22 protein-coding genes, 1 pseudogene and 1 riboswitch are annotated in these 26,575 nt (G+C 72.8%); of the genes and pseudogenes, 7 read left to right on the top strand and 16 right to left on the bottom strand.

Going from position 1 to position 26,575, the window contains the following annotated elements:
- Positions 1-18 precede the first annotated feature (18 nt).
- The 3 genes from ACWFQ8_RS25000 to ACWFQ8_RS24990 form a co-directional block, all read right to left on the bottom strand.
- On the bottom strand, positions 19-174 hold the full coding sequence (locus tag ACWFQ8_RS25000) for an SCO1431 family membrane protein (RefSeq protein WP_453788504.1): 156 nt from the start codon (positions 172-174) through the stop codon (positions 19-21).
- Positions 175-330: 156 nt separating this feature from the next.
- The gene (locus ACWFQ8_RS24995; protein ID WP_453788503.1) at positions 331-762 is read right to left on the bottom strand and encodes an SPW repeat protein; all 432 of its coding nucleotides are present in this window, start codon (positions 760-762) and stop codon (positions 331-333) included.
- Positions 763-835: 73 nt separating this feature from the next.
- Positions 836-2,245 carry a peptidase C39 family protein gene (locus tag ACWFQ8_RS24990; protein WP_453788502.1) on the bottom strand — a complete coding sequence of 470 codons (1,410 nt, stop codon included), beginning with the start codon at positions 2,243-2,245 and terminating at the stop codon, positions 836-838.
- Positions 2,246-2,370: 125 nt separating this feature from the next.
- On the opposite strand from ACWFQ8_RS24990, the gene ACWFQ8_RS24985 reads away from it, so the two are divergent.
- Together ACWFQ8_RS24985 and ACWFQ8_RS24980 are read left to right on the top strand one after the other, a co-directional pair.
- On the top strand, positions 2,371-3,006 hold the full coding sequence (locus ACWFQ8_RS24985) for a uridine kinase family protein (protein WP_453788501.1): 636 nt from the start codon (positions 2,371-2,373) through the stop codon (positions 3,004-3,006).
- A gap of 379 nt (positions 3,007-3,385) precedes the next feature.
- Positions 3,386-5,305: an AAA family ATPase gene (locus tag ACWFQ8_RS24980; protein ID WP_453788500.1), complete on the top strand. Its 1,920-nt coding sequence runs from the start codon at positions 3,386-3,388 to the stop codon at positions 5,303-5,305.
- A gap of 39 nt (positions 5,306-5,344) precedes the next feature.
- On the opposite strand, the gene ACWFQ8_RS24975 is transcribed toward ACWFQ8_RS24980, so the two are convergent.
- The 10 genes and pseudogenes from ACWFQ8_RS24975 to ribD form a co-directional block, all read right to left on the bottom strand.
- Positions 5,345-6,424, bottom strand: coding sequence for a hemolysin family protein (locus tag ACWFQ8_RS24975; protein WP_453788499.1), 1,080 nt, complete (start codon positions 6,422-6,424; stop codon positions 5,345-5,347).
- A 203-nt stretch (positions 6,425-6,627) separates the two neighbouring features.
- Positions 6,628-7,941: pseudogene (locus tag ACWFQ8_RS24970) on the bottom strand (hemolysin family protein); the annotation flags it as partial.
- Positions 7,942-8,144: 203 nt separating this feature from the next.
- Positions 8,145-8,609, bottom strand: a complete 465-nt coding sequence (locus ACWFQ8_RS24965; protein ID WP_453788498.1) for a PH domain-containing protein — start codon at positions 8,607-8,609, stop codon at positions 8,145-8,147.
- A gap of 35 nt (positions 8,610-8,644) precedes the next feature.
- Positions 8,645-9,493 (bottom strand): ATP phosphoribosyltransferase, encoded by an 849-nt coding sequence (gene hisG / locus ACWFQ8_RS24960; RefSeq protein ID WP_384543562.1) that lies wholly within the window; start codon positions 9,491-9,493, stop codon positions 8,645-8,647.
- Positions 9,494-9,593: 100 nt separating this feature from the next.
- Positions 9,594-9,875 carry a phosphoribosyl-ATP diphosphatase gene (locus ACWFQ8_RS24955; protein ID WP_453788497.1) on the bottom strand — a complete coding sequence of 94 codons (282 nt, stop codon included), beginning with the start codon at positions 9,873-9,875 and terminating at the stop codon, positions 9,594-9,596.
- Positions 9,876-9,910: 35 nt separating this feature from the next.
- The gene (ribH, locus tag ACWFQ8_RS24950; RefSeq protein WP_384374874.1) at positions 9,911-10,396 is read right to left on the bottom strand and encodes a 6,7-dimethyl-8-ribityllumazine synthase; all 486 of its coding nucleotides are present in this window, start codon (positions 10,394-10,396) and stop codon (positions 9,911-9,913) included.
- Between the two features lie 72 nt (positions 10,397-10,468).
- Positions 10,469-11,794, bottom strand: coding sequence for a bifunctional 3,4-dihydroxy-2-butanone-4-phosphate synthase/GTP cyclohydrolase II (locus tag ACWFQ8_RS24945; RefSeq protein ID WP_453788496.1), 1,326 nt, complete (start codon positions 11,792-11,794; stop codon positions 10,469-10,471).
- Positions 11,791-12,441, bottom strand: coding sequence for a nicotinamide mononucleotide transporter family protein (locus tag ACWFQ8_RS24940; RefSeq protein ID WP_453788495.1), 651 nt, complete (start codon positions 12,439-12,441; stop codon positions 11,791-11,793). The genes ACWFQ8_RS24945 and ACWFQ8_RS24940 overlap by 4 nt, the downstream gene beginning before the upstream one ends.
- Positions 12,438-13,061, bottom strand: a complete 624-nt coding sequence (locus ACWFQ8_RS24935) for a riboflavin synthase (RefSeq protein ID WP_453788494.1) — start codon at positions 13,059-13,061, stop codon at positions 12,438-12,440. The genes ACWFQ8_RS24940 and ACWFQ8_RS24935 overlap by 4 nt, the downstream gene beginning before the upstream one ends.
- Positions 13,062-14,234: a bifunctional diaminohydroxyphosphoribosylaminopyrimidine deaminase/5-amino-6-(5-phosphoribosylamino)uracil reductase RibD gene (ribD, locus tag ACWFQ8_RS24930; protein ID WP_453788493.1), complete on the bottom strand. Its 1,173-nt coding sequence runs from the start codon at positions 14,232-14,234 to the stop codon at positions 13,062-13,064.
- A gap of 147 nt (positions 14,235-14,381) precedes the next feature.
- Positions 14,382-14,512: riboswitch (FMN riboswitch) on the bottom strand.
- Positions 14,513-14,958: 446 nt separating this feature from the next.
- Between ribD and ACWFQ8_RS24925 the strand changes: the two genes are divergently transcribed.
- Together ACWFQ8_RS24925 and ACWFQ8_RS24920 are read left to right on the top strand one after the other, a co-directional pair.
- Entirely contained in the window at positions 14,959-17,322 is a 2,364-nt protein-coding gene (locus ACWFQ8_RS24925) for a chitinase C-terminal domain-containing protein (protein ID WP_453788492.1), read from the top strand.
- A 225-nt stretch (positions 17,323-17,547) separates the two neighbouring features.
- Positions 17,548-18,321 carry an SDR family oxidoreductase gene (locus ACWFQ8_RS24920; protein WP_453788491.1) on the top strand — a complete coding sequence of 258 codons (774 nt, stop codon included), beginning with the start codon at positions 17,548-17,550 and terminating at the stop codon, positions 18,319-18,321.
- A gap of 222 nt (positions 18,322-18,543) precedes the next feature.
- On the opposite strand, the gene ACWFQ8_RS24915 is transcribed toward ACWFQ8_RS24920, so the two are convergent.
- On the bottom strand, positions 18,544-19,713 hold the full coding sequence (locus ACWFQ8_RS24915) for an ROK family transcriptional regulator (RefSeq protein ID WP_453788490.1): 1,170 nt from the start codon (positions 19,711-19,713) through the stop codon (positions 18,544-18,546).
- A 55-nt stretch (positions 19,714-19,768) separates the two neighbouring features.
- On the opposite strand from ACWFQ8_RS24915, the gene ACWFQ8_RS24910 reads away from it, so the two are divergent.
- The 3 genes from ACWFQ8_RS24910 to ACWFQ8_RS24900 all read left to right on the top strand — a co-directional run bounded on the left by ACWFQ8_RS24910 (position 19,769) and on the right by ACWFQ8_RS24900 (position 23,290).
- Positions 19,769-21,007 (top strand): MFS transporter, encoded by a 1,239-nt coding sequence (locus ACWFQ8_RS24910; RefSeq protein WP_453788489.1) that lies wholly within the window; start codon positions 19,769-19,771, stop codon positions 21,005-21,007.
- 95 nt (positions 21,008-21,102) lie between these two features.
- The gene (locus tag ACWFQ8_RS24905) at positions 21,103-22,497 is read left to right on the top strand and encodes a uracil-xanthine permease family protein (protein WP_453788488.1); all 1,395 of its coding nucleotides are present in this window, start codon (positions 21,103-21,105) and stop codon (positions 22,495-22,497) included.
- 76 nt (positions 22,498-22,573) lie between these two features.
- Positions 22,574-23,290 (top strand): DUF5995 family protein, encoded by a 717-nt coding sequence (locus tag ACWFQ8_RS24900; RefSeq protein WP_453788487.1) that lies wholly within the window; start codon positions 22,574-22,576, stop codon positions 23,288-23,290.
- A gap of 510 nt (positions 23,291-23,800) precedes the next feature.
- Here the strand turns inward: ACWFQ8_RS24900 and ACWFQ8_RS24895 are convergent.
- Together ACWFQ8_RS24895 and ACWFQ8_RS24890 are read right to left on the bottom strand one after the other, a co-directional pair.
- Positions 23,801-25,513, bottom strand: a complete 1,713-nt coding sequence (locus ACWFQ8_RS24895) for a flavin monoamine oxidase family protein (protein ID WP_453788486.1) — start codon at positions 25,511-25,513, stop codon at positions 23,801-23,803.
- Between the two features lie 52 nt (positions 25,514-25,565).
- A complete protein-coding gene (locus ACWFQ8_RS24890) occupies positions 25,566-26,366 on the bottom strand; it encodes a carbon-nitrogen hydrolase family protein (RefSeq protein WP_453788485.1) in 801 nt (266 codons plus the stop codon).
- Between the last annotated feature and the right edge of the window lie 209 nt (positions 26,367-26,575).

The following is a 26,575-nucleotide window of genomic DNA, read 5'->3' as shown; positions in this document are numbered from 1 at the left end:
GAGGTGCTGGAGCCGGTGCTACAGCCAGCCGATCTGGGTGACGAACATGGCGACGACCACCACGAGGGTCCAGCCGAGCACGTGCTCCGGCCAGGAGGACTCCTCCTCGGGTCCGCCCGTACGGACGAGCTTGCGGAGACGCGAGGCGGTGGCGGTGGCGGTGGCGGCAGTCATGATGTCCAATGTGCCAGCATTCGCGGCCTTCGCGGTAGAGACGACGCTCACGCGTGGCGCGCGTCACGTCCGGCACCGGGCGGCCGGCGTGCGGCCGGGCCCCGACCTGCGGGCGGTCGGGGCCCGGATGCGGGGCCGCGTTCGTCAGGCGTCCGGTCAGGCCCGGTTCTCGCGGTTGCGGCCGGCCATCGCCGCCATGGCGAGGCCGAGGCAGAGGGCCACGATTCCGGTGATCACGTTGCTGACCACCGTGCGGGTCGTGTCCATCTCGCCGGCGATGACCCATGGGGCGACGATCGTCCACGCGCCGAGCACGACCGCCGTCCAGGCCATCGCGTGGGTGCGCTCGTAAGCGGAACCGAGACCGCCCATGCACAGGCAGAAGGCCAGTCCGGCGATGAGGTTGTTGATCGCCAACGGGGTCAGCGTGCTGAACCCGGCGATCCACGGCGAGGCCGCCAGGTACAGGCCCGTGATCAGGGCCAGTGCCTCCACGGCCTGTGCGGCGGGCGTGGTGGTCACCCGCTCGAACCGGGTGCGCATCTCGGCCAGGTCGGGGTGGTGCTCGATGCTCGGATGGGTGGTCATGGCGGGCCGCCTCCTATGAGAAGCCTTTATGTGCCCTTTACCCCAATATATTCCGATTACCCGGATGCTCCGGTCAATCCGTATCCCGAAGAATCCCCACCTTCGTCAGCGCCTCGATCCTCGCGGCACCCGGTCGGGCCGGGGCGTAGACGTAGCAGATGCCGCCGGCGCCCGAGACGACCTTCCCGGTGGCGTTGTGGCGCTTCGTGCGCAGCCAGATGGTCTCGAACTCCGTCCGCCGGTAGACCCGGCGGACGGACGCGTTGTCGGGCGAGTGGGGGTCGTTGGCGACCACGTCTCCGTCGGCGGTGAAGCCGATCACGGTCATCAGGTGACCCGCGGTGCCGTAGCCCGCGCCGGTCAGCTCCTCGGACCGGAAGGACTGCGAGGTGATGACCGGAATCCCGGCCCGGATCAGGGTCTCCACCTCGGTGAGGGAGCCGAGGCGGGTGACTACGCCGGCGAACTGCCGGTAGGTGGCGGCGTAGGCGGCGTTGAACGGCCAGTTCCCGCAACCCCGGTAGGCCGCATCGTAGGTCGAGCGGGCGGCGTGGCAGATCTGCGGGTCCGCGTACTCGCGGTTCACCCAGGCCACGGCGCCGGCGCCGGCCTTGCGACCCCAGAACTCGATGGTCATCTGCGAGGAGGTGGGGCTGCACCAGGCCTCGCCGCCGTTGTCGTACTCGGGGTACCGGCCGAGGTGGATCTCCTGCGAGTAGCGGGGGACGTTCAGCTCCCGGGCCGTGCCGGAAGGCGTGGAGGCGGGGACGGTGAACCGGTCCGGGACGTCGGAGGCCATGGCGCCGGCCAGCCACACCGTGGGGCCCCGCAGGGCGCCCGGCTTGCGGTGGAGGGTCAGCCGCAGCTGCCAGGCGGCGATGCGGACGCCGCTCGCGGGGGCGTCGACGGCGAGGGTGTCGGTCCAGACCGTGGAGCGGCGGTCGGTCTGGCCGTCCACCGAGGTGCGGCGGATGTCCCCGTCGCCGGAGGCCCAGCGGCCCATGACGTACCAGGGGCTGGTGCCGCCGTCGGCGTAGGTGCCGCGCAGCTCGATCTGGATCCAGGTACCGGCGGGCGTGCGGGCGTTCCAGGAGGCGACGACCTCGGTGGCCGGTACCGCGGAGCGGTGCGGCGGGGAGGTCCAGGTGGCGTACTCCCAGGTGCTCTTGCGCCCGGTGTGGGGGTCGGCGTACTCGGTCCGGCCGGCCGGAGTGCCGATCTCCAGGCCGGGACGGATGCCGCCGACGGCGGTGGTGCCCTGGTGGCTGCCGGCCAGCCAGTGCGCGCGCGAGAACCAGAACCGGTTGTCCACGGTGCGCCCGGTGGAGCGCGGGCCGGGCGCGGCGGGGGCGGCGGGCGCGCCCGGCAGGGTGGGCGGGGAGGCGGCCGACGCCCGGCCGCCCGAGGATGCGGCGGCGGTGGTCGCGGTGGCGGCCGCGAGCGCGGCGACGAGTACGGCCCTGCGCGGTGTGGGTGCGGTCATCGCGAGGTTCCCCCAGGGGTGGGTCGGTGCTTCGGTGGCATCACCCTTCCAGTTCCCGCGGGCCGGGGGCCGAAGCCGGACACCCGTGTCGGGGGTGACGACCGGTCCGGTCGTAAGGTGGCCGCGTGGAGCCGCACCAGTCACTCGAACCGCTCGCGCGGGAGCTCGCCGCGCTGCCCCCCTCGCTCGGCCCGGTCCGGCTGATCGGTGTCGACGGGCACGCCGGCTCCGGGAAGAGCACGTTCGCGGGGCGGCTCGCCGAAGCGCTCGGGGGTGCGCCGGTCCTGCACCTGGACGAGGTGGCGACCCACGAGGAGCTGTTCGGCTGGGTGGAGCGGCTGCGGGCGCAGGTGCTGGAGCCGCTCGCCGCCGGACGGCCCGCGCGCTGGACCCCGTACGACTGGGTGGCGCGCCGCTCCGGTCCGCAGCGGGTGCTGGAGCCGGCCCCGGTGATCCTGGTGGAGGGGGTCGGCGCGGGCCGGCGGGCGCTGCGCCCGCTGCTGGCGCGCCTGCTGTGGATGGAGGTGCCGCGCGCGGCTTCCTGGAGGCGCGGACGAAACCGGGACGGGCGTGAACTTTCCGACTTCTGGGACGGATGGGAGCGCGCGGAGCTCGCGCACTTCTCGCACGACCCTTCGCGCCCCTACGCCGACACTCTGGTACGCCAGAGCGGTACGGGATACGAGTGGACTTCCGGGACTCCTGCGACGGCACCGGAGCCGCCGTCCGTCACCGACAGTCACGAACTCCCCCGGGCCTGAGCGGCCTCGCACCGCCGCGTCGGCGGGCCTCCGCGGACCCGCTTGACCCGGGCCCCGCAGCGGCCTTACGTTCTCAATGCACGGTCCTCACCGGCCGTCGCGGACACGAAGCCCCCGATCGTTCCCCCGTGATCGGGGGCTTCGTTCTGCCTCCGCGCCCCGGCCGTCCGGGGGTCGGGCGGGACGAGCCCCCTCCCCTCCTTCACCCTGAGTCACCGGACCCCGTGGGGGCGCGCGCTCGAACCCGCCCCGCCGCACCCTACGTAAGGTGCGTGACCGCAGGTACGATGCAGCCCTGATTTCATCGGCGCAGTGGGCAACTCGCTTGCACGAGGCGGGGGTTGCCGCGCACCACGGGGGCAGGCTTGTGGGGGACGTGATGGATTTCGCCGCGCCGGGCAGCATGCACGCCCCGGCCGAACTCGCCTGGCTGCGCGGGGTCGACGCCTGCACCATGGGTGCCTATCCGCAGGCCGAGGAGGAGTTCCGGACGGCCGTGGAGCTCGATCCGTCGATGGCCGACGCCTGGCTCGGCCTGCACGCCCTGCGGGTCGACACCACCAACGCGTTACTGCGCATGTACGCGCACCGGGACCGCTTCGGCGAGCAGCGGGCCCGGCACCGGCGGACCCTGAACTCCTGGTACTGGCTCGGCTGGTGGGTCCAGCCCGTGCTGGAGAACCGGCGGGACCTGCTGCTGGCGCACGCCTCGCACTGGCTGGACGGGCGGCACGTGCCCGAGCTGGACCAGGCCCTCGCGTCGCTGCCGCCGGTGGACGCCGACCAGCACGTGCGGTTCCTGCACGCGTGCCGGGCCTACCTGGTCAAGGACTGGGAGCAGTTGGTCCGGCACACCGAGCCGCTGGTCGACGATCCGCTGCTGGGCATCGAGGCCGGCCTGTTCGGCGGGATGGCCCGGGTCCGGCTGGAGATGTACGGGCAGGCGGAGCCGATGCTGTCGGCGGCGCTGATGCGGTGCCGCAGCGAGCAGCCGCAGCGCAAGGAGCTGCGGTACTGGTTGGCGCGGGCGCACGAGGGGACCGGGCGCAGTGCGGCGGCGCTGCCGCTGTACCGGGCGGTGCACCGGGTGGACCCGTCCTTCATGGACACCGCGGCCCGGCTGACGGCCATCGAGGACAGCGACGACTCCGACGGCATGGCGGGCCTGGCGGGTCTGGCGGGGTACGCCGGCCACGCGGGCTTCGCCGGGCACGGCCCGGCTCCGGCCGGCGGTGACTTCGCGGCGGTGGTGCTCGGCGGCGGGCCCGTGCAGGACATCGCGGCGGACGGACAGGCGGAGCCCGATCCGCTCGTTCCGCCGGCGCCGCCCGGCCGCCGCGGGGAGGGCGCGCGGCGCAAGGTGGCCGTTCCTCCGCAGGGAGTGCCGCCGGGCCTGCCGACCGGGCCCGCCGATCCGGCGGCCCTCGCCGAGGCCCTGGCGGAGCTGGAGCGGATGGTGGGCCTGGAGCCGGTCAAGCGGCAGGTCAAGGCGCTCTCGGCGCAGTTGCACATGGCGCGGCTGCGGGCCGGTCAGGGGCTGCCGGTGCAGCCCCCGAAGCGCCACTTCGTGTTCTCCGGGCCGTCCGGCACGGGCAAGACGACGGTGGCCCGGATCCTGGGCCGCGTGTTCTACGCGCTGGGGCTGCTGGGCGGGGACCACCTGGTGGAGGCGCAACGCGCGGACCTGGTCGGCGAGTTCCTCGGGCAGACCGCCGTGAAGGCGAACGAGCTGATCGACTCGGCGATCGGCGGGGTGCTGTTCGTGGACGAGGCGTACAGCCTCTCCAACTCGGGCTACAGCAAGGGCGACGCGTACGGGGACGAGGCCCTCCAGGTGCTGCTCAAGCGGGCCGAGGACAACCGGGACCACCTGGTGGTGATCCTGGCGGGCTATCCGGCCGGGATGGACCGGCTGCTCGCCGCCAATCCGGGGCTGTCCTCGCGGTTCACGACCCGGGTGGACTTCCCCAGCTACCGGCCGCTGGAGCTGACGGCGATCGGCGGGGTGCTCGCGGACGCGAACGGGGACCGCTGGGACGAGGAGGCCTTGGAGGAGCTGCGCAGCATCAGCGGGCACGTGGTGGAGCAGGGGTGGATCGACGAACTGGGCAACGGCCGCTTCCTGCGCACCCTGTACGAGAAGAGCTGCGCGTACCGCGACCTGCGGCTGGCGGGCTTCCCGGGCGACCCGTCCCGGGACGACCTGTCGACGCTGCGGCTGGCGGACCTGATGCAGGCGTACGGGGAGGTCCTGTCGGGTCGCGGCCCCCAGGACCGCCCCGAACCGCCGCCCTTGTGAGGGGGGGGGTTCGGGACGGCCCGGCAGCCGGTCGGCCGTTCAGCCGGTCAGGGCGCCCTGCTCGCGGCGCTCGCCCCGGCGGGTCGGCGCAGCGGTGCGGTGCGCGGGGTCGCGTACCTCGCCGACGAGCATCTCCAGGACGTCCTCCATGGCGACGAGGCCCAGCACCCGCCCGGACGGGTCGGCGACCTGGGCCAGGTGGGTGGCGTCCCGGCGCATGACCGCGATGGCGTCGTCCAGCGGCAGGGTGGAGCACACCGTGGTCATCCGCCGCCACACCCGCCGGGGCACGGCCCGTTCCCGGTCCTCCAGGTCGAGCACGTCCTTGACGTGCAGGTAGCCCATGAAGGCACCGGTGGCGGAGCGGACGGGGAAGCGCGAGTAGCCCGTGCGCACCGTCAGCTGCTCGATCTGCCGCGGGGTGACCGAGGGGCCGACGGTGACGAGCCGGTCCCTGGCCAGGAGGACGTCGGTGACCGGGCGGCTGCCCAGTTCGAGGGCGTCCTCCAGCCGCTCCTGCTCACCGGGCTCCAGGAGTCCGGCCTGGCGGGAGTCCTCGACGAGCCGGCCGAGCTGGGCCCTGGTGCAGACGGCCTCGACCTCGTCCTTGGGTTCCACCTTGAAGAGCCGCAGGACGAGCGCGGCGCAGGCGCCGAGGCCGGTGGTGACCGGCCCGCACAGGCGGGCGAAGGCCACCAGGCCCGGGCCGAACCACAGGGCGGTCCGCTCGGGGGCGGCCATGGCGAGGTTCTTGGGGACCATCTCGCCGATGACCAGGTGGAGGAAGACCACGGCGGTGAGCGCGATGGCGTACCCGAGGGGGTGGATCAGGCCCTGCGGGACGTGCAGGGCATGGAAGACGGGCTCCAGCAGCCGGGCGACGGTCGGTTCGGCGACCGCGCCGAGGGTGAGGGAGCACAGGGTGATGCCGAACTGGGCGGCGGCCATCATCCGGGGCAGGTTCTCCAGGCCGTACAGCACCTGGCGGGCCCGCTTGGAGCCGGCCGCGAGGGGCTCGATCTGACTGCGCCGTACGGAGACGAGGGCGAACTCGGCGGCCACGAAGAAGCCGTTGGCCGGTACCAGGAGCAGCGCGAAGGCGAGCTGGAGGGCGTTCACCGGCCCACCGCCCCGAACGCGGCACCGGCACCGGCGGGCACGGCGTCGGCCGGGGCGCCGGCGGCGTCGGCCGGCACGGCGTCCGCCCGGGTGCTGTCGGCCGGGACTCGGTCGGCGGGGACGGCGGGGACGGCGGCGCAGGCCGGGACGGCGTCCGCGGCGACACCCGGGTGCCCGGCGGCCTCGGCCGTCCCGGGGATCCCGACCGGAGCCGTGCGCACCAGCCGGACCCGTTCGGCCCGGTAGCGGCCGACCCGGCGGACCGACAGCTTCCAGCCGGGGAGCTCCGCGCGGTCCCCGGGAGCGGGGATCCGGCCGAGCAGGTCGGCGACGAGTCCGGCGACGGTCTCGTAGGGGCCCTCGGGGACCTCCAGGCCTATCCGGCGCAGGGTCTGGACCCGGCAGCTGCCGTCGGCCTCCCAGGAGGGGCGGCCGTCCTCGGCGGGTACGGAGGTCAGCTCGGGGTGGGCGTCCTCCGCGAGGTCGTGCTCGTCGCGGACCTCTCCGACGAGTTCCTCCACGATGTCCTCCAGGGTGACCACGCCCGCGGTGCCGCCGTACTCGTCGACGACCACGGCCATGGGCTGTTCGCTGCGCAGCCGCTCCAGCAGCGGCTGCACCGGCAGCGAACCGGGCACCAGCAGCGGGGCGACGCAGATCCGGCCCACTGCGGTGCGGGCGCGTTCGGACTCGGGCACGGCGAGGGCGTCCTTGAGGTGGACCACGCCGGTGATCTCGTCGATGCGTTCGCGGTAGACCGGGAAGCGGGACAGGCCGGTGGCGCGGGTCAGGTTGAGCACGTCGGCCGCGGTCGCCGTGTGCTGCAGGGCGCTGACCTTCACCCGGGGGGTCATGACGTGCTGGGCCGTGAGCCCGCCCAGCGAGAGGGTGCGTACGAAGAGGTCGGCGGTGTCCTGTTCGAGGGCCCCGGCCCGGGCCGAGTGGCGGACCAGGGAGACCAGTTCGCCGGGGGTGCGGGCGGAGGCCATTTCATCGGTGGGCTCCACGCCGAGCGCCCGTACCAGGTGGTTGGCGACGGCGTTGAGGCCGGCGATGACCGGCCGGAAGGCGCGGGAGAAGGCGTGCTGGGGGCCGGCGACGAAGCGGGCGACCTGGAGCGGCCGGGAGACCGCCCAGTTCTTCGGCACGAGCTCGCCGACGACCATCTGGACGGCGGAGGCGAGCAGCATGCCGATGGCGACGGCGACGCCGGGGACGGCTCCCCGGGGAAGGCCGGTCGCGGCGAGCGGCCCGGCCAGCAGTGCGGCCAGGGCGGGCTCGGCGAGCATGCCGACCACGAGGGAGGTGAGGGTGATGCCGAGTTGGGTGCCGGAGAGCTGGAAGGACAGCTCCCGCAGGGCCTCGACGACGGTACGGGCACGGCGGTCCCCGTCGGCGGCGGCGCGTTCGGCCTCGGGTCTCTCGACGGTGACCAGGCCGAACTCGGCCGCCACGAAGAATCCGTTGGCGAGGACGAGTACGAAGGCCGCGGCGAGCAGGAGTAGCGGGATGGTCATGCCGCTGCCTCCGGGGGGAGGGCGGCGGGGATATTACCGGACGATCCGTCCATTGCTGGAGGGAGTCACTCCTCAAGTCGCAGGGTTCCCTCGGGTCCCGGGGGTCCCGGGGCCGTCGGCAGGGCGCACGGCTGCGCCCCGCCCACCAGGGTAGTCACTGAGATCGCCGCCGCAATGGGACGCCGCGACGAGGCTCGGAGTGCTCAGTGGTCGTTCGCGCCGGTCCCCCGGGTCTCGACGAGGGCGCGCAGGGCGCGGGCGTCGCCGACGGCCTGCTGCTTGGCGACCCCGGGCTGGATGCCGAGGACGGGCAGGCTGGTGCCGTCGCTGAGGTCGAGGAACACCCACGGGTCGCCGGGGCGGAGATTGACGCGCAGGATCTGCGCCCATTCCAGGCGGCGGGTGGTGGTCAGGTTGACGACGGTGACGCCGGCCTCGTCGGCGACCACCTTGGGCCGGCTGAGCAGGACCAGTACGGAGCTCAGCAGGGCGGCGGTGAAGACGAAGCTGATCCGCTCGCCGGGGGCGAGGCGCTCCAGCATCAGGGCGATGGTCGTGATGGTGAGGAACATGGCGAGCCCGACGCCCAGCAGGACGGCCCGGGTGCGGGTCGGCCGGAAGGTGACCGGCAGGGCGGGCGGTGTGGACGGGGCGGCGGGCTCGGCCATGGTGGTTCAGTTGCCTTCTGGGGTCGGCGTGGAGATCAGAGACGGCAGGCGTGGATCGAGGTGGTGAGGATCGCGCGCGCGCCGAGCTCGTACAGGTCGTCCATGATCCGCTGGGCCTCCTTGGCGGGGACCATGGCCCGGACCGCGACCCAGCCCTCGTTGTGCAGCGGGGAGATGGTGGGCGACTCCAGCCCGGGGGTGAGGGCGACCGCCCGCTCCAGGTGCTCGGCGCGGCAGTCGTAGTCCATCATCACGTAGCTGCGGGCCACCAGGACGCCCTGCAGGCGGCGCAGGAACTGCTGGGTCTGCGGGTTCTCGGCGTCGGCGCCGTTGCGGCGGATGACGACGGCCTCGGACTTGAGGATCGGCTCGCCGATGACCTCCAGGCCGGCGTTGCGCAGGCTGGTGCCGGTCTCGACGACGTCCGCGATGATCTGGGCGACTCCGAGCTGGATGGCGGTCTCCACCGCGCCGTCGAGGTGGACGACGGAAGCGTCGATGCCCTGTTCGGCGAGGTGCTTGGCGACGATTCCCTCGTACGAGGTCGCGATGGTCATCCCGTGGAAGTCCTCGGGACCCTTCGCCGTGCCGGGGAGGGTCGCGTAGCGGAAGGTGGAGCGGCCGAAGTTCAGCGGCAGGATCTCTTCGGCGCTGGCACCGGAGTCGAGCAACAGGTCGCGGCCGGTGATGCCGATGTCGAGCTTGCCCGAGGAGACGTAGATCGCGATGTCCTTGGGGCGGAGGTAGAAGAACTCCACCTCGTTCTCGGGGTCGACGACCACGAGCTCCTTGGACTCCTTGCGCATCCGGTATCCGGCCTCATGGAGCATCGCCGACGCCGGTCCGGAGAGTGAACCCTTGTTGGGGACGGCGATGCGCAGCATGGGGCTTCCTCGGGTCGGGTGCGTAGGTGCGTTGATACGGAAGGGGGGTGCGGACGGGCGGCCGGAGGTCCGACCGGGCCCGCGGGGCGAGGCCCGCGGCCTAGAGGTGCGCGTAGACGTCTTCGAGGGTGATCCCGCGCGCGACCATCATCACCTGGACGTGGTAGAGGAGCTGGGAGATCTCCTCGGCGGCGGCTTCCTTGCCCTCGTACTCGGCGGCCATCCAGACCTCGGCGGCCTCCTCGACGACCTTCTTGCCGATGGCATGGACGCCCTTGCCCACGAGCTCGGCGGTGCGGGAGGTGCTGGGGTCGCCGTTGGCGGCCTTGGCCTGGAGCTCCGTGAAGAGCTCTTCAAAGCTCTTGGGGGGTTTGTTCGCCATGATGGTCCTCAGAATACGGGGTCTGGCGCTGCCACTCAGCGCCAGGGTTCGCTGACCGTCCGCAGGGTCATGGCCGTGGAGACGGCGGCGGTGACCGCTTCGTGCCCCTTGTCCTCGTTCGACCCTTCGAGTCCGGCGCGGTCCAGCGCCTGCTCGTCGTTGTCGCAGGTCAGTACGCCGAAGCCGACGGGGACTCCGGTGTCGATCGACACCTGGACCAGGCCTTGGGTGACGCCCTGGCAGACGTAGTCGAAGTGCGGGGTGCCGCCGCGGATGACCACGCCGAGGGCGACGACGGCATCGTAGCCGCGGCCGGCCAGTACCTTCGCCACGACGGGGAGCTCGAAGCTGCCCGGGACGCGGAGCAGGGTGGGCTCGTCGATGCCCAACTCGTGCAGGGCCCGCAGGGCGCCGTCGACCAGTCCGTCCATGACCTTCTCGTGCCACTGGGCCGCGACGACGGCGACTCGGAGGTCTCCGCAGTTCTTCACGCTCAGTTCGGGTGCGCCCTTGCCGCTCACAGCTCTGCTCCTCGGTGGTTCGTGGTGGTGTGGTGGGTGACGTGGTGTACAGGGTGCCGGGGGGGACGGGGGTTACTGGTTGCCGCAGGCGGACGTGGTCACGGGCCCGTCCAGCCAGGGCAGGTCGTGACCCATCCGGTCGCGCTTGGTGCGCAGGTAGCGCAGGTTGTGCTCCCCCGCCTCCACCGGCATGGGCTCCCGGCCGGAGACCGCGATGCCGTGCCGGACGAGGGCGGCGGACTTGTCGGGGTTGTTGGTCAGCAGCCGGACCCGGCGGACGCCGAGGTCGGCGAGGATCTGCGCGCCGGCCCCGTAGTCGCGGGCGTCGGCGGGCAGGCCCAGCTCCAGGTTGGCGTCGAGGGTGTCGCGGCCGCGCTCCTGGAGTTCGTAGGCGCGCATCTTGGACAGGAGTCCGATGCCCCGGCCCTCGTGCCCGCGCAGGTAGACGACGACGCCGGCGCCCTCGGCCCTGATGCGCTCCATGGAGGCGTGCAGCTGGGGGCCGCAGTCGCAGCGCAGCGAGTGGAAGATGTCGCCGGTGAGGCACTCGGAGTGCATCCGGACCAGGATGCCGCCGTCGGTGGACGCGTCCGGGTGTCCGCCGTCTCCGCCGTCGGTGATGTCGCCGTGGACGAGGGCGATGTGCTCGACGCCGTCGACGGTGGAGCGGTATCCGTACGCGGTGAACTCGCCGAAGGCGGTCGGCAGGCTGACCTCGGCCTCGCGGCGCACGGTCGGCTCGCTGGAGCGGCGGTAGGCGATCAGGTCCTCGATGGAGATGATCGTCAGGCCGTGTTTGCGGGCGAAGGGGATCAGCTCGGGCAGGCGCAGCATGACGCCGTCCTCCCCCGCGATCTCCACGATGGCGCCGGCCGGGCGCAGGCCGGCCAGGCGGGCGAGGTCGACGGCGGCCTCGGTGTGGCCGTTGCGGACCAGGACGCCGCCGGGCTTGGCGCGCAGCGGGAAGACGTGGCCCGGGCGGACGAAGTCCTCGGGGCCGGACACGCCGTCCGCGAGCATCCGCAGGGTGGTGGCGCGGTCGGCGGCCGAGATGCCGGTGGTGACGCCGTGGGCGGCGCTCGCGTCGACGGAGACGGTGAAGGCGGTCTGCATCGACTCGGTGTTGTGCTGGACCATCTGGGGAAGTTCGAGCCGTTCCAGCTCGGGGCCCTCCAGCGGCGCGCAGATCAGGCCGCGGCACTCGCTCATCATGAACGCGATGATCTCGGGGGTGGCCTTCTCGGCGGCGATGACGAGGTCGCCCTCGTTCTCGCGGTCCTCGTCGTCCACGACGACCACCGGCCGGCCGGCCGCGATGTCGCGGATGGCCTGCTCGACGGGGTCGAGCAGGAAGTTCTCTTCGAGGTCGGCGTCGGGCACGGGCTTGAGGGTGGTCATGCCGTTGCTCCTTCCAGGGCCGGGGCGGTGGTGCGCGAACGCTGGTACCAGTCGTAGGCGCCCCAGAGGACGAGCGCGAAGTACACGACGTAGACGAGGCCGGAGAAGGCCAGTCCGCCGCTGAAGGCGAGGGGGACGCCGACCAGGTCGACGAGGAGCCAGGCGAACCAGAACTCGACGAGGCCGCGGGCCTGGGCGACCATCGCGACGATCGTGCCGACGAAGATGTAGGCGTCGGCCCACGGGCTCCACGACAGGTGCGGGAAGAGCGTGAACAGGCCGCCGACGGCGAGGGTGCCGAGCACGGCTCCGGCGAGGAGCAGCGCCCGCTCCTTCCAGGTGGCGGTGCGTACGGCGAGGGAGCCGTCCTGGGCCCGGCGCTTGCCGAGCTGCCAGGCGCGCCAGCCCCAGATCGCGACGCCGATGACGAGGAGCTGCTTGCCGACGCCGCCGGTGAGGTGGGCGGAGGCGTAGGCGGCGATGAGGATCAGGCCGGAGAGGAGCTGGGCGGGCCAGGTCCACAGGGAGCGGCGCCAGCCGAGGGCGAGGGCGGCCAGGCCCATCAGGTTGCCGATCATGTCGGACCAGATGACCTTCTGGCCGAAGACCGTGAAGGCCTCGGTGTTGAGCCAGGTCAGGGCGTTCACCGGCCGGCCTCCCCGGTGTGCGGCGGGTTCACGCCGGCGGCGAGCAGGCGCTCGACGTACTTGGCGAGGACGTCGACCTCCAGGTTGACCGGGTCGCCCGGCTGCTTGATGCCGAGCGTGGTCAGCGCGAGGGTGGTGGGGATGAGGCTGATGGTGAACCAGTCGGCGGCGGCCTCGACCACGGTGAGGCTGACGCCGTCGACCGTGATGGAGCCCTTCTCGACGACGTAGCGCGAGAGGTTCTCGGGGAGCGCGACCTTGACGAGCTCCCAGTGCTCCGAGGGGGTCCGGGAGAGGATCTCGCCGGTGCCGTCCACGTGTCCCTGGACCAGGTGTCCGCCGAGCCGTCCGCCGAGGGCCATCGGGCGCTCCAGGTTGACCCGGGAGCCCTCGGTCAGGGCGCCGAGGCCGGAGCGGTCGAGGGTCTCCTGCATGACGTCGGCGGTGAACTCGCCGTCGGCGGTCTCCACGACGGTCAGGCAGACGCCGTTGACGGCGATGGAGTCGCCGTGCTTGGCGTCCGCGGTGACGACGGGGCCGCGCAGCCGGAAGCGGGAGGCTTCCGCGAGCTGCTCGACTGCGGCGACCTCGCCCAGTTCTTCGACGATTCCGGTGAACACTCAGTGCTCCTTGGGGGCGGTGGGTACGGCGGCGGCGGTGGGTACGGCGGTGTCGGCGGGTACGGCGGTGATGCGGATGTCCGTGCCGATGCGGACGCTCTCGGTGATCCGGAGGCGCAGCGCTTCGGTGAGGGTGCCGATGCCCGCGTCGGCGAGGGCGGCGGGGCCGGCGCCGAGCAGGACGGGGGCGAGGTAGCCGACGACCCGGTCGACGGCGCCGGCGGCGACGAAGGCGCCGGCCAGGGTGGGGCCGCCTTCGAGCAGGACGGAGCGGATGCCGCGCCCGTACAGCTCGGCGAGCAGGGCGGGGATCGCGATCCCGTTCTTGTCGTACGGGAGCCGGGCCACGTCCACGCCGGCCAGGTGGCGGGTGGCCTCTTCCCCGAGGTCCTCGCCCACGACGACCAGGGTGGGGGCGGCCGCGTCCAGGACGCGGGCGCCGGGCCGGACGGTGGCGCGGGTGTCGAGGACGACGCGCAACGGCTGCACGGCGTCCTCGACGCCGCGGACGGCGAGGTGCGGGTCGTCGGCGCGCAGGGTGCCGGAGCCGACGACGACGGCGTCGGCCCCGGCGCGCAGCCGGTGGACGTCGGCGCGGGACTCGGCGGAGCTGATCCAGCGGCTGGTGCCGTCGGCGGCGGCGATCCTGCCGTCCAGGGTGGCGGCGTACTTCCACAGGACGTGGGGGCGGCCCAGACGTACGGAGGTCAGCCAGGCGGCGTTGCCTTCTTCCGCCTCCTCCCGGAGGAGGCCGGCGCGGATGTCCACCCCGGCGGCGCGCAGGGTGGCGGCGCCTCCGCCGGCCGGCGGGTTCGGGTCGGGCACCGCGTAGACCACGCGGGTGATGCCGGCGTCGAGGAGGGCGCGGGCGCAGGGGCCCGTACGGCCGGTGTGGTTGCAGGGTTCGAGGGTGACGTAGGCGGTGCCGCCGCGGGCGGCGTCGCCCGCGGCGCGCAGCGCGTGGACCTCGGCGTGCGGGCCGCCGGCCCGCACGTGCCAGCCTTCGCCGACGACGGCGCCCGAGGCGTCGGTGATCACGCAGCCGACGACGGGGTTGGGGCTGGTGGAGCCGAGTCCGCGGGCGGCGAGCTCGACGGCTCGGCGCATGGCACGGGTGTCCGCGTCGGGTGCTGTCTGCGCGGCGTGTGTCGCCACCGGGTCCTCCTGCCTCATCGGGCACGGACTCCGGGGCCTGTCGGGATACGACAGATGAAGCGGTACAGCGCACGTGGGGACGCCGAGGCCGGAAAACGGTTCGCGGGGCACATCACGGGGATGTGCCGACGAACCGCCGACGGCGGCGTACCGGTGACTGGCCCGCCGCGCACTGCCTCCCATCCGGACTTTAACCGTCGGTCCAGGAATCTCACCTGGTCAACCGGCCGCTGGCTGCGGACGGGTCGCGGACTATAACCGCCGGTTCGGAATTGCACCGACCCCGGAGTGCGCTGCTACTGGTACTGGAGCCAGTCTGCCACGGGTGATCGGCGGCCATGCGGGTGAGGATGTGTGGCCTGGCTCACAAGCGAGGGGATCGGGGGCTTCGACGGAGGCGTCGGGGAGGCGTCGGCGGGAGCTCCGGAGGGGGTGTCCGCGGAAGCTCCGGGCGAGGCGCCCGCGGGGGGGTCCGGGGGCGATCTCCGCGGGGGGTCCGGGGGCGGCGGACGATCTCGCGGAGTCCTTCGGGGCCGCGCGGAGGCGGCCCCGACGGATCGCGCCGCAGGGACCGGCGGTTGGTCCAGACCTATTGACGAGTTGGTCTAGTCCTCTTAACGTTCCCCTCATCCTGCCAGGGAACAGCCCGTCAGATGTGCGCACGTCACGGGTCAACGAGCACCACCCGTAGGCATGTTGTGTCCCTTGCGTCCTGCCGCCCCTCCCCTCCCCAGGAGGCCCCATGCTGTCCCCCACACGCACCAGAGCCATGCTCCTGGCATCCGGCGCCGCGATCGCCGGACTGCTCGTGGGCGGGCTCTCGACAGGCGTCTCGCACGCCGCCGACCACGAGAGCTGTCGCCCCGACGGGCTGTACAAGACCACCGGCGTCGACGTGCCGTACTGCTCGGTCTACGACACCGAGGGCCGCGAGAAGATGGGCGCCGACCACCAGCGCCGCGTCATCGGCTATTTCACCGGCTGGCGCACCGGCAAGAACGGCGAGCCGGCGTACCTGGCCAACAACATCCCGTGGTCGAAGATCACCCACATCAACTACGCCTTCGCACACGTCGGCTCCGACAACAAGATCTCGGTCGGCGCGGACAACGTGAACAACGCCGCCACCGGCATGACCTGGCTCGGCGTCGCGGGTGCCGAGATGGACCCGGCGCTCCCCTACAAGGGCCACTTCAACCAGCTGACGAAGTTCAAGAAGCAGTACCCGGACGTCAAGACGCTCATCTCGGTGGGCGGCTGGGCCGAGACCGGCGGCTACTTCGGAGACGACGGCGGCCGCGTCAACTCCGGCGGCTTCTACTCGATGGCCACCAACGCCGACGGCTCGGTCAACCACGCCGGCATCAACACCTTCGCGGACTCCTCGGTCGCCTTCATCCGCAAGTACGGGTTCAACGGCGTCGACATCGACTACGAGTACCCGACCACCATGAAGGACGCGGGCAACCCGCTGGACTGGCAGCTGGCCAACGCCCGCCGCGCCGGTCTCGTGCAGGGCTACGACGCCCTCATGAAGAGCCTGCGCGAGAAGCTCGACCGGGCCGGCGCCGCCGACGGCAAGCACTACCTGCTCACCGTCGCCGCCCCCTCCTCCGGCTACCTGCTGCGGGGCATGGAGACGTTCCAGATGCAGAAGTACCTGGACTACGTCAACATCATGTCCTACGACCTGCACGGTGCCTGGAACGAGTACGTCGGTCCGAACGCCTCGCTCTTCGACGACGGCAAGGACGCCGAGCTGGCGGCCGCGAACGTCTACGGCAGCTCCCAGTACGGCGGCATCGGCTACCTGAACACCGACTGGGCCTACCACTACTTCCGCGGCTCGATGCCGGCGGGCCGCATCAACATCGGCCTGCCGTACTACACCCGCGGCCACAAGAACGTGCAGGGCGGCACCGACGGCCTGTGGGGCAAGGCGGCCGCGACCACCTGCCCGGCCGGCGCCGGTCTGACCAAGTGCGGTGACGGCGCCGTCGGCATCGACAACCTGTGGCACGACAAGGACACCAACGGCGCCGAGTCGCCTGCCGGTTCCAACCCGATGTGGCACGCCAAGAACCTGGAGAAGGGGATCGTCGGCGACTACGTCACCAAGTACGGCTTCCCCGCGAACACCACGCTGACCGGCACCTACGCCCGCAAGTACGACTCGACCCTGGTCGCGCCGTGGCTGTGGAACGCGCAGAAGAAGGTCTTCCTGTCCACCGAGGACGAGCAGTCGGTGGCCGCCAAGGCGGACTACGTGGTCAACCGCGGCATCGGCGGCACCATGGTCTGGGAGATGGCCGGCGACTACTCCTGGAACGCCGCCAAGAACCAGTACGAGATGGGTGACACGCTCACCTCGCTGATGTACGACAAGTTCAAGGCGGCCACCCCGTACGGCTCCACGAAGTCCAACACCGCGCTGCCGACCCGGGCCGTAGACGTGAAGGCGGAGTTCACCGAGTTCAAGCTGGGCGACTCCAACTACCCGATCACCCCGAAGATCAAGATCACCAACAACACCCAGGTGGCGCTGCCGGGTGGCACCGAGTTCCAGTTCGACTACGCGACCGCGGCTCCGGCCAACGCCTCCGACCAGTCGGGCTTCGGCACGAAGGTGATCAAGAGCGACCACACCGGCAGCAACGTGGGCGGTCTGAAGGGCGACTTCCACCGCGTCTCCCTCAAGCTGCCGGCCTGGCAGTCGCTGGCCCCGGGCGCGACGGTCGACCTGGCGTTCAACTACTACCTCCCGGTGTCCACGCCCTCCAACTGGACGGTGAACATCTCCGGCACGACCTACGCGCTCGCCGGGGACCTGGCCCGCGGCGTCACGGTGGTCCAGCCGGGCGGCGGCACGACGCCTCCGACGACCACCCCGCCCACGACGACCCCGCCGACCACCACGCCGCCGACCACCACCCCTCCGACGGGCGGCGCCTGCACCAACCCGGCGTACGTGGCGGGTCAGGTCTACAACAGCGGCAACGTCGTCTCCCACAAGGGCCGCAACTGGCGGGCCCAGTGGTGGACGCAGAACGAAGAGCCCGGCACCACCGGTGAGTGGGGCGTCTGGAAGGACCAGGGCGCCTGCTGACCGTCCGTAGGTGAAGGATCGCGAGGACCCGGTGGCCCGGCGGCCACCGGGTCCTCGCGCGTGCGCCTCGTAGGATCCCGCGGGAGCTCCCACGTCCCCGCGTCCGCAGCGGACTTCGAGGAACACCGGCCCCGGATGTTCGCCATCACCGTTCCTGACCGCTGTCCGGTCCATGCTGGTGTACGCAGCTCCAGTTCCTCGGGAATCCAGGGAAGGACCGACACCATGAGCACCGTCCTCGTCACCGGAGGCACCGGGACCCTCGGCACTCCGCTCGTCGCCCGGCTGCGGGAGGCCGGCCACGAGGGCCGGGTCCTGAGCCGGCACGCACCCGACCATCCGGTCGATCTGCGCGACGGCAGGGGGCTGGACGCGGCGATGGCGGGCGCGGAGGTGGTCGTGCACTGCGCGAGCGCCCCGCGGGGCGGCGACGAGGTGGCCGCCGGGCACCTGATCCGGGCGGCCCGGCGGGCGGGGACGGTCACCAACGTCGTCTACATCTCGATCGTCGGGGTGGACGTGGTGCCGCTCGGGTACTACCGGACGAAGCTGGAGGTCGAAGGGATGCTGGAGGCGTCCGGGCTGGGTGTGACCATCCTGCGCACGACGCAGTTCCACGACTTGGTGGCGCGGATGGTGGACTCGGCCGCGAAGCTGCCCGTGGTGGTGCTGCCGAAGGGGGTGCGGGTCCAGCCGATCGCCGCCGGCGAGGTGGCGGAGCGGCTGGCGGAGCTGGCCGTGCCGGAGCCGGCAGGCCGGGTCCCGGACATGGGCGGCCCGGAGATCCACGGCTTGGCGGAGCTGGGCCGCGCCTGCCTGGAGGCCTCGGGGCGGCGCCGGCGGATCGTGCCCGTGCCGCTGGCGGGGAAGGCGTACGCGGGCTTCCGGCGGGGCGGCCATCTCGCGCCGTCGCGGGCGGTGGGGCGGGAGACGTTCGCGCGGTTCCTGGCGGCCCGGTCCGCCGGCGCCGCCGCGGGCGGGCGGGGCGGCCGCGCCTGACGCGCCGGGACGGCGCCGCCCCGTGCGCGCTCGGTCCGCACGGCCCGCACCCCTGCGCCCCGGTCCGCGCGACCCCGCGGGGCGGTGTCCCCGGACTCCGCCCCACCCCGCGCCCCGTCCGCGCGCCCAGCGGGCCGGCCTCCCGGGGCCCCGCCCCGGCGGCCGCGCCTCACTCGTCGGCGAGGCCGGGGTTGCCCGGCGGGCCTCGGGCTCGAACAGGCGCTAGCCGCCGAAGAGGGTGTCCTGGGCCGCCTCGCGGGCCGCCAGGCGGGCTCCCGCCAGGACGGCGGGGCCGCCCAGGGCCGTGGCGCGGACCTGGGTGGGGACCGGGGTGAGGGTCGACAGCCGGGCCGCGACCCGATCGGCCAGGGCGGGGCCGCCGGCGCGGCCGAGTTCGCCGGCGAGGACCACGCACCCGGGGTCCAGGACGGCCGCGACCGCCGCCGCGCCCAGGGCCAGCCGCTCGGCCAGGACATCGAGGAACGGCTCCCCCGCGGCCCCGGCGACGGCCTCCTCGGCCGGGCCGCGGAAGCCGTGTTCGGCGGCCAGGGCCGTCACGGCGTCGCGGCCCGCCAGGGCGTGGAAGCCGCCCGCGCAGTCGGTGGCCGAGGGCAGGCCGCCGGTCCCCGGTACCGGCAGGAAACCGATCTCGCCCGCCCCGCCGGAGGCGCCCCGGCGCAGGCGGCCGTCCAGGACCACGGCGGCGCCCACCCCGGCACCGAGCCACAGCAGGACGAAGGAGTCCAGGTCTCGGGCGGCGCCCAGGCGCTGTTCGGCGAGGGCGGCCAGGTTGGTCTCGTTCTCGACGACCACCACGGCCGGCAGGCTCCGCTGGAGGGCCGTGACCAGGTCCCGGTGCCAGGTCGGCAGCCCGGTGCTGTCGCGGAGTTCGCCGGTGGCCGGGTCGACCAGCCCGGGGGCACCCACGACGACGGTGTGCAGGGCGTCGGCCCCCGCCTCGCGGGCGGTGCGCAGCAGGGCCGCCACCGCGTCGTCGGGGGCGCCGACGGGCAGCGCCGCTTCGGCCAGGGGCCGGCCGAGCAGGTCGGTGACCACCGCGGTGACGCTGTCCGTCCGTACGTCCAGGGCGGCCAGGTGGGCGCGGTGGGCGACGATCCCGTAGAGCTTGGCGTTGGGTCCGCGCCGCTGCGCGCCGGACTCCCCGACCACCTCGACCAGTCCGGCCTCGGTGAGCCGCTCGACGAGGTCGGCCACCGAGGGCCGGGAGAGACCGGTCCTGGTCTTGAGCTGGGTGGCCGTCAGCGGCCCCGCCTCCTGCAGGAGTCGCAGGGCGAGGCGGTCGTTGATGGCGCGGGCCGTGCTCGGCGAGGCGGGGGACGGGGGCGGCGGGGCCGGGGTGGGGAGGGCCTTGGCAGGAGTCACGGCGCCCATCCTAGGGAGATCGGGACCTTAACTATCAGGCAGGGTCCCTGATAGTTTAATGGTCATGACCGGGGAAACCGACCTCAGCCCGGCGCGCCTGCGCCACGCCCGCTTCGCGATCGCCGCCGTGTTCTGCGCCCACGGCGCCGTGACCGGCTCGTTCGCCACCCGCATCCCCTGGATCCAGGACCACGCCCAGCTCAGCGCCGGCACCCTGGGCCTGGCCCTGGCCTTCCCCGCCCTCGGGGCGGCGCTCGCGATGCCGCTGGCCGGCCGGATCAACCACCGCTTCGGCGCCCGCGCGGCACTGCGTGCGCTGCTGGCGCTGTGGACCCTCTCCCTCGCCCTGCCGAGCCTGGCGCCGAACCTGCCGGTCCTGTGCGTCGCGCTGTTCGTCTACGGAGCCACCTCCGGCATGTCGGACGTGGCCATGAACGCGCTCGGCGTGGAGACGGAGAACCGCCTGGGCCGCTCGATCATGTCCTCGCTGCACGGCATGTGGAGCGTGGGCGCGCTGCTCGGCTCGGCCGCCGGTACGGTCGCCGCGCACACGGGGGCCGACGCGCGGGTGCACCACCTGGTCGCGGCGTTCGCGCTGACCGCCACCGGGCTGGTCGCCGTACGGGGAGTGCTGGACGTGAGGAGCGGTCAGGAGGAACAGGCGCCGCCGCACTTCGCGCTGCCTCCGCGCTCCGCTCTGCTGATCGGCGCCATCGGGTTCTGCGCGGTCTTCGCGGAGGGCGCCAGCCTGGACTGGTCGGCGGTCTACCTCCGCGACGTGCTGCACACGGACGCCGGTCTCGCGGCCGCCTCCACCACCGCCTTCGCGCTCACCATGGCGCTCGCCCGGCTCGTCGGGGACCGGGTGGTGGACCGGTTCGGGGCGGTGCGCACGGTCCGGGCGGGCGGGTTGCTGGCGACCTGCGGCGGGCTGCTCGTGGTCCTGGTGCGGCATCCGGTGGCGGCCTTGGCGGGCTTCGGGCTGATCGGGCTCGGGATCGCGGTCGTGGTCCCGCTGGCCTTCGCGGCCGCGGCGCGCAGCGGGCCGGCTCCGGCGCAGGCCATCGCCGGGGTCGCGACGATCACGTACACCTCGGGCCTGATCGCGCCGTCCGCGATCGGCGCGGTGGCCGACGCCACCTCCCTGGTGGTGTCCTTCGGGCTGGTCACACTGCTGGCTTTCGCGCTGGTCGCGGGGGCCGCGGTGCTGCGGCGGAAGCCGCTCGTGGGGCAGGGTGGGGCGCAGACCTCGAAGGAGGCGGGTCCGCCCCACAGGGACGAACCCGCCGGAACCCGGCCGTGACATATCGCCGGCCGCAGCGGCGACCCCGCGCTGCGGGCCCGATGCGTGCGCGATGTGTGCTCGGTGTGTGATCGGCCGGAGAAACGGAGCGGAACATGGGCCTCGGCGTGCGCTGGACCCTGCACGGAGACGGGCGGACCCCCGCTCCCGGCGCGGTGGTGCGGCCGGACGAGCGGCTGTCGTGGCCGCGGACCGCCGGGCTCGGCGCCCAGCACGTCGTGGCGATGTTCGGCGCGAGTTTCGTCGCTCCGGTCCTGATGGGCCTGGACCCGAACCTCGCCATCATGATGTCCGGCGTCGCCACGGTCATCTTCCTGCTCGCGACGCGCGGCCGGGTCCCGTCCTACCTGGGCTGCTCGCTCTCCTTCGTCGGCGTGGCGGCGGCCATCCGGGCCTCGGGCGGGAACAGTGCGGTCGTCACGGGCGCCGTCTTCGTCGTCGGCGCGGCGCTGTTCCTGGCCGGCCTCGCGGTCCAGCGCTTCGGCGCGCGGATCATCCACGCGGCGATGCCGCCGGTGGTGACCGGCGCGGTCGTCATGCTGATCGGCTTCAACCTGGCGCCGGTGACGGCGTCGACGTACTGGCCGCAGGACCAGTGGACGGCGCTGCTGGTCATGCTGTTCACCGGGCTCGCGGTGGTGTGCCTGCGCGGTTTCTGGTCGCGGGTCGCGATCTTCCTGGGGCTGCTCTTCGGCTACGGGATCTCCTGGGTCTTCGACCGGCTCTTCGGCAAGATCCATTCGACCGCGGGCGGGCCCGAGGCCGTCGACCACTGGCGGCTGGACCTCTCCGGGGTGGGCAAGGCCGACTGGATCGGGCTGCCCACCTTCCACGCCCCGGCCTTCGAGTGGTGGGCGATCCTGATCGCCCTGCCCGTGGTGATCGCGCTGATCGCCGAGAACGCGGGGCACATCAAGGCGGTCGGGGAGATGACCGGCGACCCGCTCGACGACAAGCTCGGTACGGCGATCGCCGCCGACGGCGCCGCGTCCATGCTCTCCACGGCGGTGGGCGGCCCGCCGAACACCACCTACTCCGAGAACATCGGCGTGATGGCGGCCACCCGGGTCTACTCCACGGCCGCCTACTGGGCGGCGGCCGGCTTCGCGCTGCTCTTCGGCCTGTGCCCCAAGTTCGGTGCGGTCGTCGCGGCGATCCCGGGCGGGGTGCTCGGCGGCATCACCGTGATCCTGTACGGCATGATCGGCCTGCTCGGCGCCCAGATCTGGATCAACGGCCGGGTGGACCTGCGCAATCCGCTGAACCTGGTGCCGGCCGCGGCGGGCATCATCATCGGCGTCGGCGGGGTCACGCTGCGGATCACCGACAGCTTCGAGCTCGGCGGCATCGCGTTGGGCACCGTCGTGGTGATCACGGGCTACCACACGCTGCGCTACTTCGCCCCGGCGCACCTGAAGGGGCAGGAGCCGCTGCTGGATTCGGGCACCTCCGCCTACGACGATCCGGACGGCGGGGACACGCCGCGTTGACGCGGTTTCGCCCGAACCGGCGAAGCGTACGGCCAGGTTCCCCGGATCCGCGCCGGCGCCTGCGACCCTGCCTCCCATGGATGCGGTGCTGGCGCGGATGCGCGCCCTGGACGAGCGGCTCCCGCCGCAGGACGGTGTCGCCGTCTTCAACAGGGTCTACCTGACGGTGACACAGACCCTGCACCGGCGCATCGAGCGCGGGGGCTTCCCCGCGCCGAGGGCGGCGCGGACCCTCGGTGTCCGCTTCGCGGAGCGCTATCTGGCGGCGGTGGACTCGGCCGCCGACGGGCACCGGGCGGTCCCGGCGTGCTGGCGTCCGCTGTTCCAGTACCGGCGCCATCCGGGCGTCCGCCCGCTCCAGCACGCCCTGGCCGGGATCAACGCGCACATCGGCCACGACCTGGCGCTGGCGGTGGTCTCCACCTGCCGCGCCCTGGACTGCGCGCCGGCGGCCCTGGAGGCCGACTTCGACCGCGTCGGCGACACCCTGGTCGCCCTGGAGGAACGCATCCGCGAGGACCTGATGCCGGGTCCGGACCTGCTTCAGATCGCCGATCCGCTGACCCACCTGCTCGGTTCGTGGAGCCTGGACCGCGCCCGCTCGGGCGCGTGGGCGGCGGCCCGCCTGCTGTGGACCCTGCGCCGCTCCCCCGACCTCGCGGAGGAGTTCACCGAATCCCTCGACGCGGGCGTCGGCCTGGTGGGCCGCTGCCTGCTGACGCCGCTGCCGGCCCCTTCCCCCACCGCGAGACCCTGCCCGGCGCTCTTCACCACCGCGGACCGGGCCTCATGACGGGCACGGACGCGGAACGGGGCCGCCTCCACCACGACGACGTGGCGGAAACGACCCCGCTCCTCCCGGAACCTACCGGGTACGGCCGTTACGGCTGGTAGATGTCCTTCCCAGCCGCCCGCGCACGTCGTCTCCGACGACCGCACCCCGTACGACAGCAAGGCCTTCGGTGAGGCCCCGACCAAGGCGACGCCACCAGCGCCGAGGAGCCGGCCGAGTGCCGTCGAATTGGGACGAGATCGAAGGTCGGGCGATCGGCCTGGCGGCGACTGAGAAAGCAGAGGAACTCGGCATTCCACCGGAAGAGCGGCAGGGCTGACGTCCAGGCCTCGCACGGGACTTCGTGTCCGGCGTGCGGACACGGGTGGTGAGGCCGGCATGAGAACGGGCCGTCACCGCGCTGCTCGCGCGGGGACGGCCCGTGATCGTGGGGCCGGAGCGGTTCCGTACCGGAAGCGGCTCCGCAGCGGAAGCGGCTCCGTACCGGAAGCGGCTCCGCAGCGGGAGGACTCAGTCCTCCGGGAGTTCCACCGGGGCGATGTCGTCGTAGCGGTCGCCCGGGCCCGGGTTGGTGGCGTCCGTGGAGCCGCCGAGGTGGTGCATGACGCCCCAGACGGCGTTGAGGGCGGTCTGGACCGCACCCTCGGCCCAGCCGGCCGTCCAGGAGATGTCGTCGCCCGCGAGGAAGATGCCGCGCTTGTCCTCGGGGAGGCGGTCCTGCATGAAGTGGGTGAACAGGCGGCGCTGGTAGCGGTAGTGACCCGGCAGGTTCGCCTTGAACGCGCCCATGAAGTAGGGCTCGTTCTCCCAGGACACGGTCACCGGGTTGCCGATGATGTGGCGGCGGATGTCGACCTTCGGGTAGATCTCCCCAAGGGACTTCAGCATGACCTCCATCCGCTCGTTCGCGGACAGCGGCAGCCACTTCAGGCTGTCGTCGCACCACGTGTACGAGAGGCAGATGACGGCGGGCTTGTCCGGGCCGTTGTCCAGCAGGTACGTGCCGCGGGTCATGCGGTCGGTCAGGGTCATCGACATGACGTCGCGGCCCGTCGGGTTCCCGGCGTCGTCGACGGCCTCGTCCAGCCAGAACGGCCGGTCCACGGGCACGAAGAGCTTGCTCGACTCCATGTAGTGGGTGCGCTCGATCGCCGTCCAGTGGTCGATCGGGAACAGCGTGTCGTCGCACTCGATCTTGGAGAGCAGCATCCAGGACTGGGCCGTGAAGATCGCGGCGCGGTACGTGCGGATGTCGCCGTCCGCGTCGGTGACCGTGATCCGGTTGCCGGCGGTGCGGTGGAGGCGGGTGACCGCCGGGCGCGGGGTGCCGTCGTGGAGGGAGGACAGCGAGGTGCCCTGGGCCCAGTGGACGATCTTGCCGGGCTCGCGCTCCCACAGGCGCAGCGGGAGCTGCTGCGAGCCTCCCACGATGCCGCGGTGGTGGTCGTCGGCCTCGGTGTAGACGACGCGCAGGATCTCCAGGATGGAGTTCGGGAAGTCGGTGTCCCAGCCGCCCGTGCCGAAGCCGACCTGGCCGAAGATCTCCCGCTTGCGGAAGGACTGGAAGGCCTCGGACTTGCAGAGGAAGCCGTAGAAGGTCTCGTCGTCGAGCTTCTCGACGAGCTTGGCCCAGATCTCGCGGATGCGCGGGACGTCCCGCTCGCGCATCGCGGTGTTCATGTCGGAGAAGTCGGCGCCCTCGTCGAGGCAGGCGTTCCACGCGTCGGCGACGTCGCGGTAGACCTGCGGGAGGTCGGCGATGGTCTCGGCGTAGTGCGACTCGCCCTTGAGGTCCACGACGGTCGAGGGGGTGGCCTCGGACAGCGGGTTCGGGAAGGGTTCGGTGACCAGGCCGACGAGGTCGATGTAGTGCTGCAGGGCCGTGGAGGAGGGCGGGAAGCGCATGGCGCCCATCTCCGCGGTCAGCTCCTCGGTGCCGGCGCCCTCGAAGCCGACGGTGCGCAGGCGGCCGCCGATCTGGTCGGCCTCGTAGACGACGGGCTTGAGGCCCATCTTCATCAGCTCGTACGCGGAGATGATGCCGGACAGCCCGCCGCCGATGACCGCGACCTCGGTGCCGTGCTCGGTGGCCGGTATCTGGCCCAGGCCGGCCGGGTGGGCGAGGAAGTCGTCGTACGCGTACGGGAAGTCCGGGCCGAACATGGTGATCGGCGGCTGTCCGTCGCTGTGCGGGACGGCGGTGGTGGGCACCGTGGACGTCATGGGGGTACGTCTCCTTGCGGCTGAGCTGGTGAGGAGCGGGGGGAGGGGAGGGTCAGGCGAGGGAGGCGTAGAGCCCGGGGCGCCGGTCGCGCAGGTAGGGGTTGTTCTCGCGCGAGGCGGACAGCAGCTCGGGGTCGGCCTCGCCGAACACCAGCTCCTCGCCGCGCCCGGCCCGGGTGCGGGTGGCCCCGTCGGGGCTCGCCAGGCAGCTGAGTCCGACGAACTCGAACTCGCCTTCCGGGCCGGTGCGGTTGACGTACGCGATGTACATCTGGTTCTCGAAGGCCCGTACGGGGACGACCTGCTCGGCGACGAACTGGAACGGGTGCATCTGCGCGGTCGGCACCAGCAGGAGGTCGGTGCCGGCGAGCGCGTGGGCCCGTACGTTCTCCGGGAACTCCACGTCGTAGCAGATCATGATGCCGATGCGGAGACCGCCGAGGTCCGCCTGGACGACGGGGGTGTCGCCGGGGGTGAAGGCCTCCTGCTCGAAGCAGCCGAAGAGGTGCGTCTTGCGGTAGTTCGCGAGCGCCGTCCCGTCGGGGCCGATCAGCTGGGCCGCGTTGTACACGGCGTCCCCCGCGCGCTCCGGGTAGCCGTACAGGACGGCGACCCCGTGGCGGCGGGCGATCTCGCCCACGGCGCGGGCGGACGCGCCGTCGGCCGTCTCGGCCAGCGAGGCGATCTCCTCGACCGGCAGGGCGTAGCCGGTGAGGAACATCTCCGAGGTCACGAGCAGCCCGGCCCCGCTGTGTGCGGCGCGTGCCGCGGCCTCGTCGAGCGCCTTGAGGTTCTCGGCGGTGTCGCCGAGCCGTCCGGAGCTCTGGAGGAGGGCGGTGCGCAGCGGGGGCATGGGCGTACCTCTGGGGCAGGAGGGGTGGGGTCATAAAACGGTACGTTCGCGCGTTCGGCCCCGACAAGCCGTGACCGTTGCGCTCGGCGCATCGATTCGTTGCGTCTTGCCGGGCCTGCCCGGTGATTCGTTGCGCGGGGCCCCGACGGACCCCCTCCGGCCCCCGCGAAGGCCCCCGCGGGGGCCTTCGCGGGGGCCTCCCAGGGGCC

This window comes from Streptomyces sp. NPDC055254, from assembly GCF_053606025.1.
Note: the sequence above shows the minus strand (reverse complement) of the source record. Positions and strands in the feature narration are given on the sequence as shown.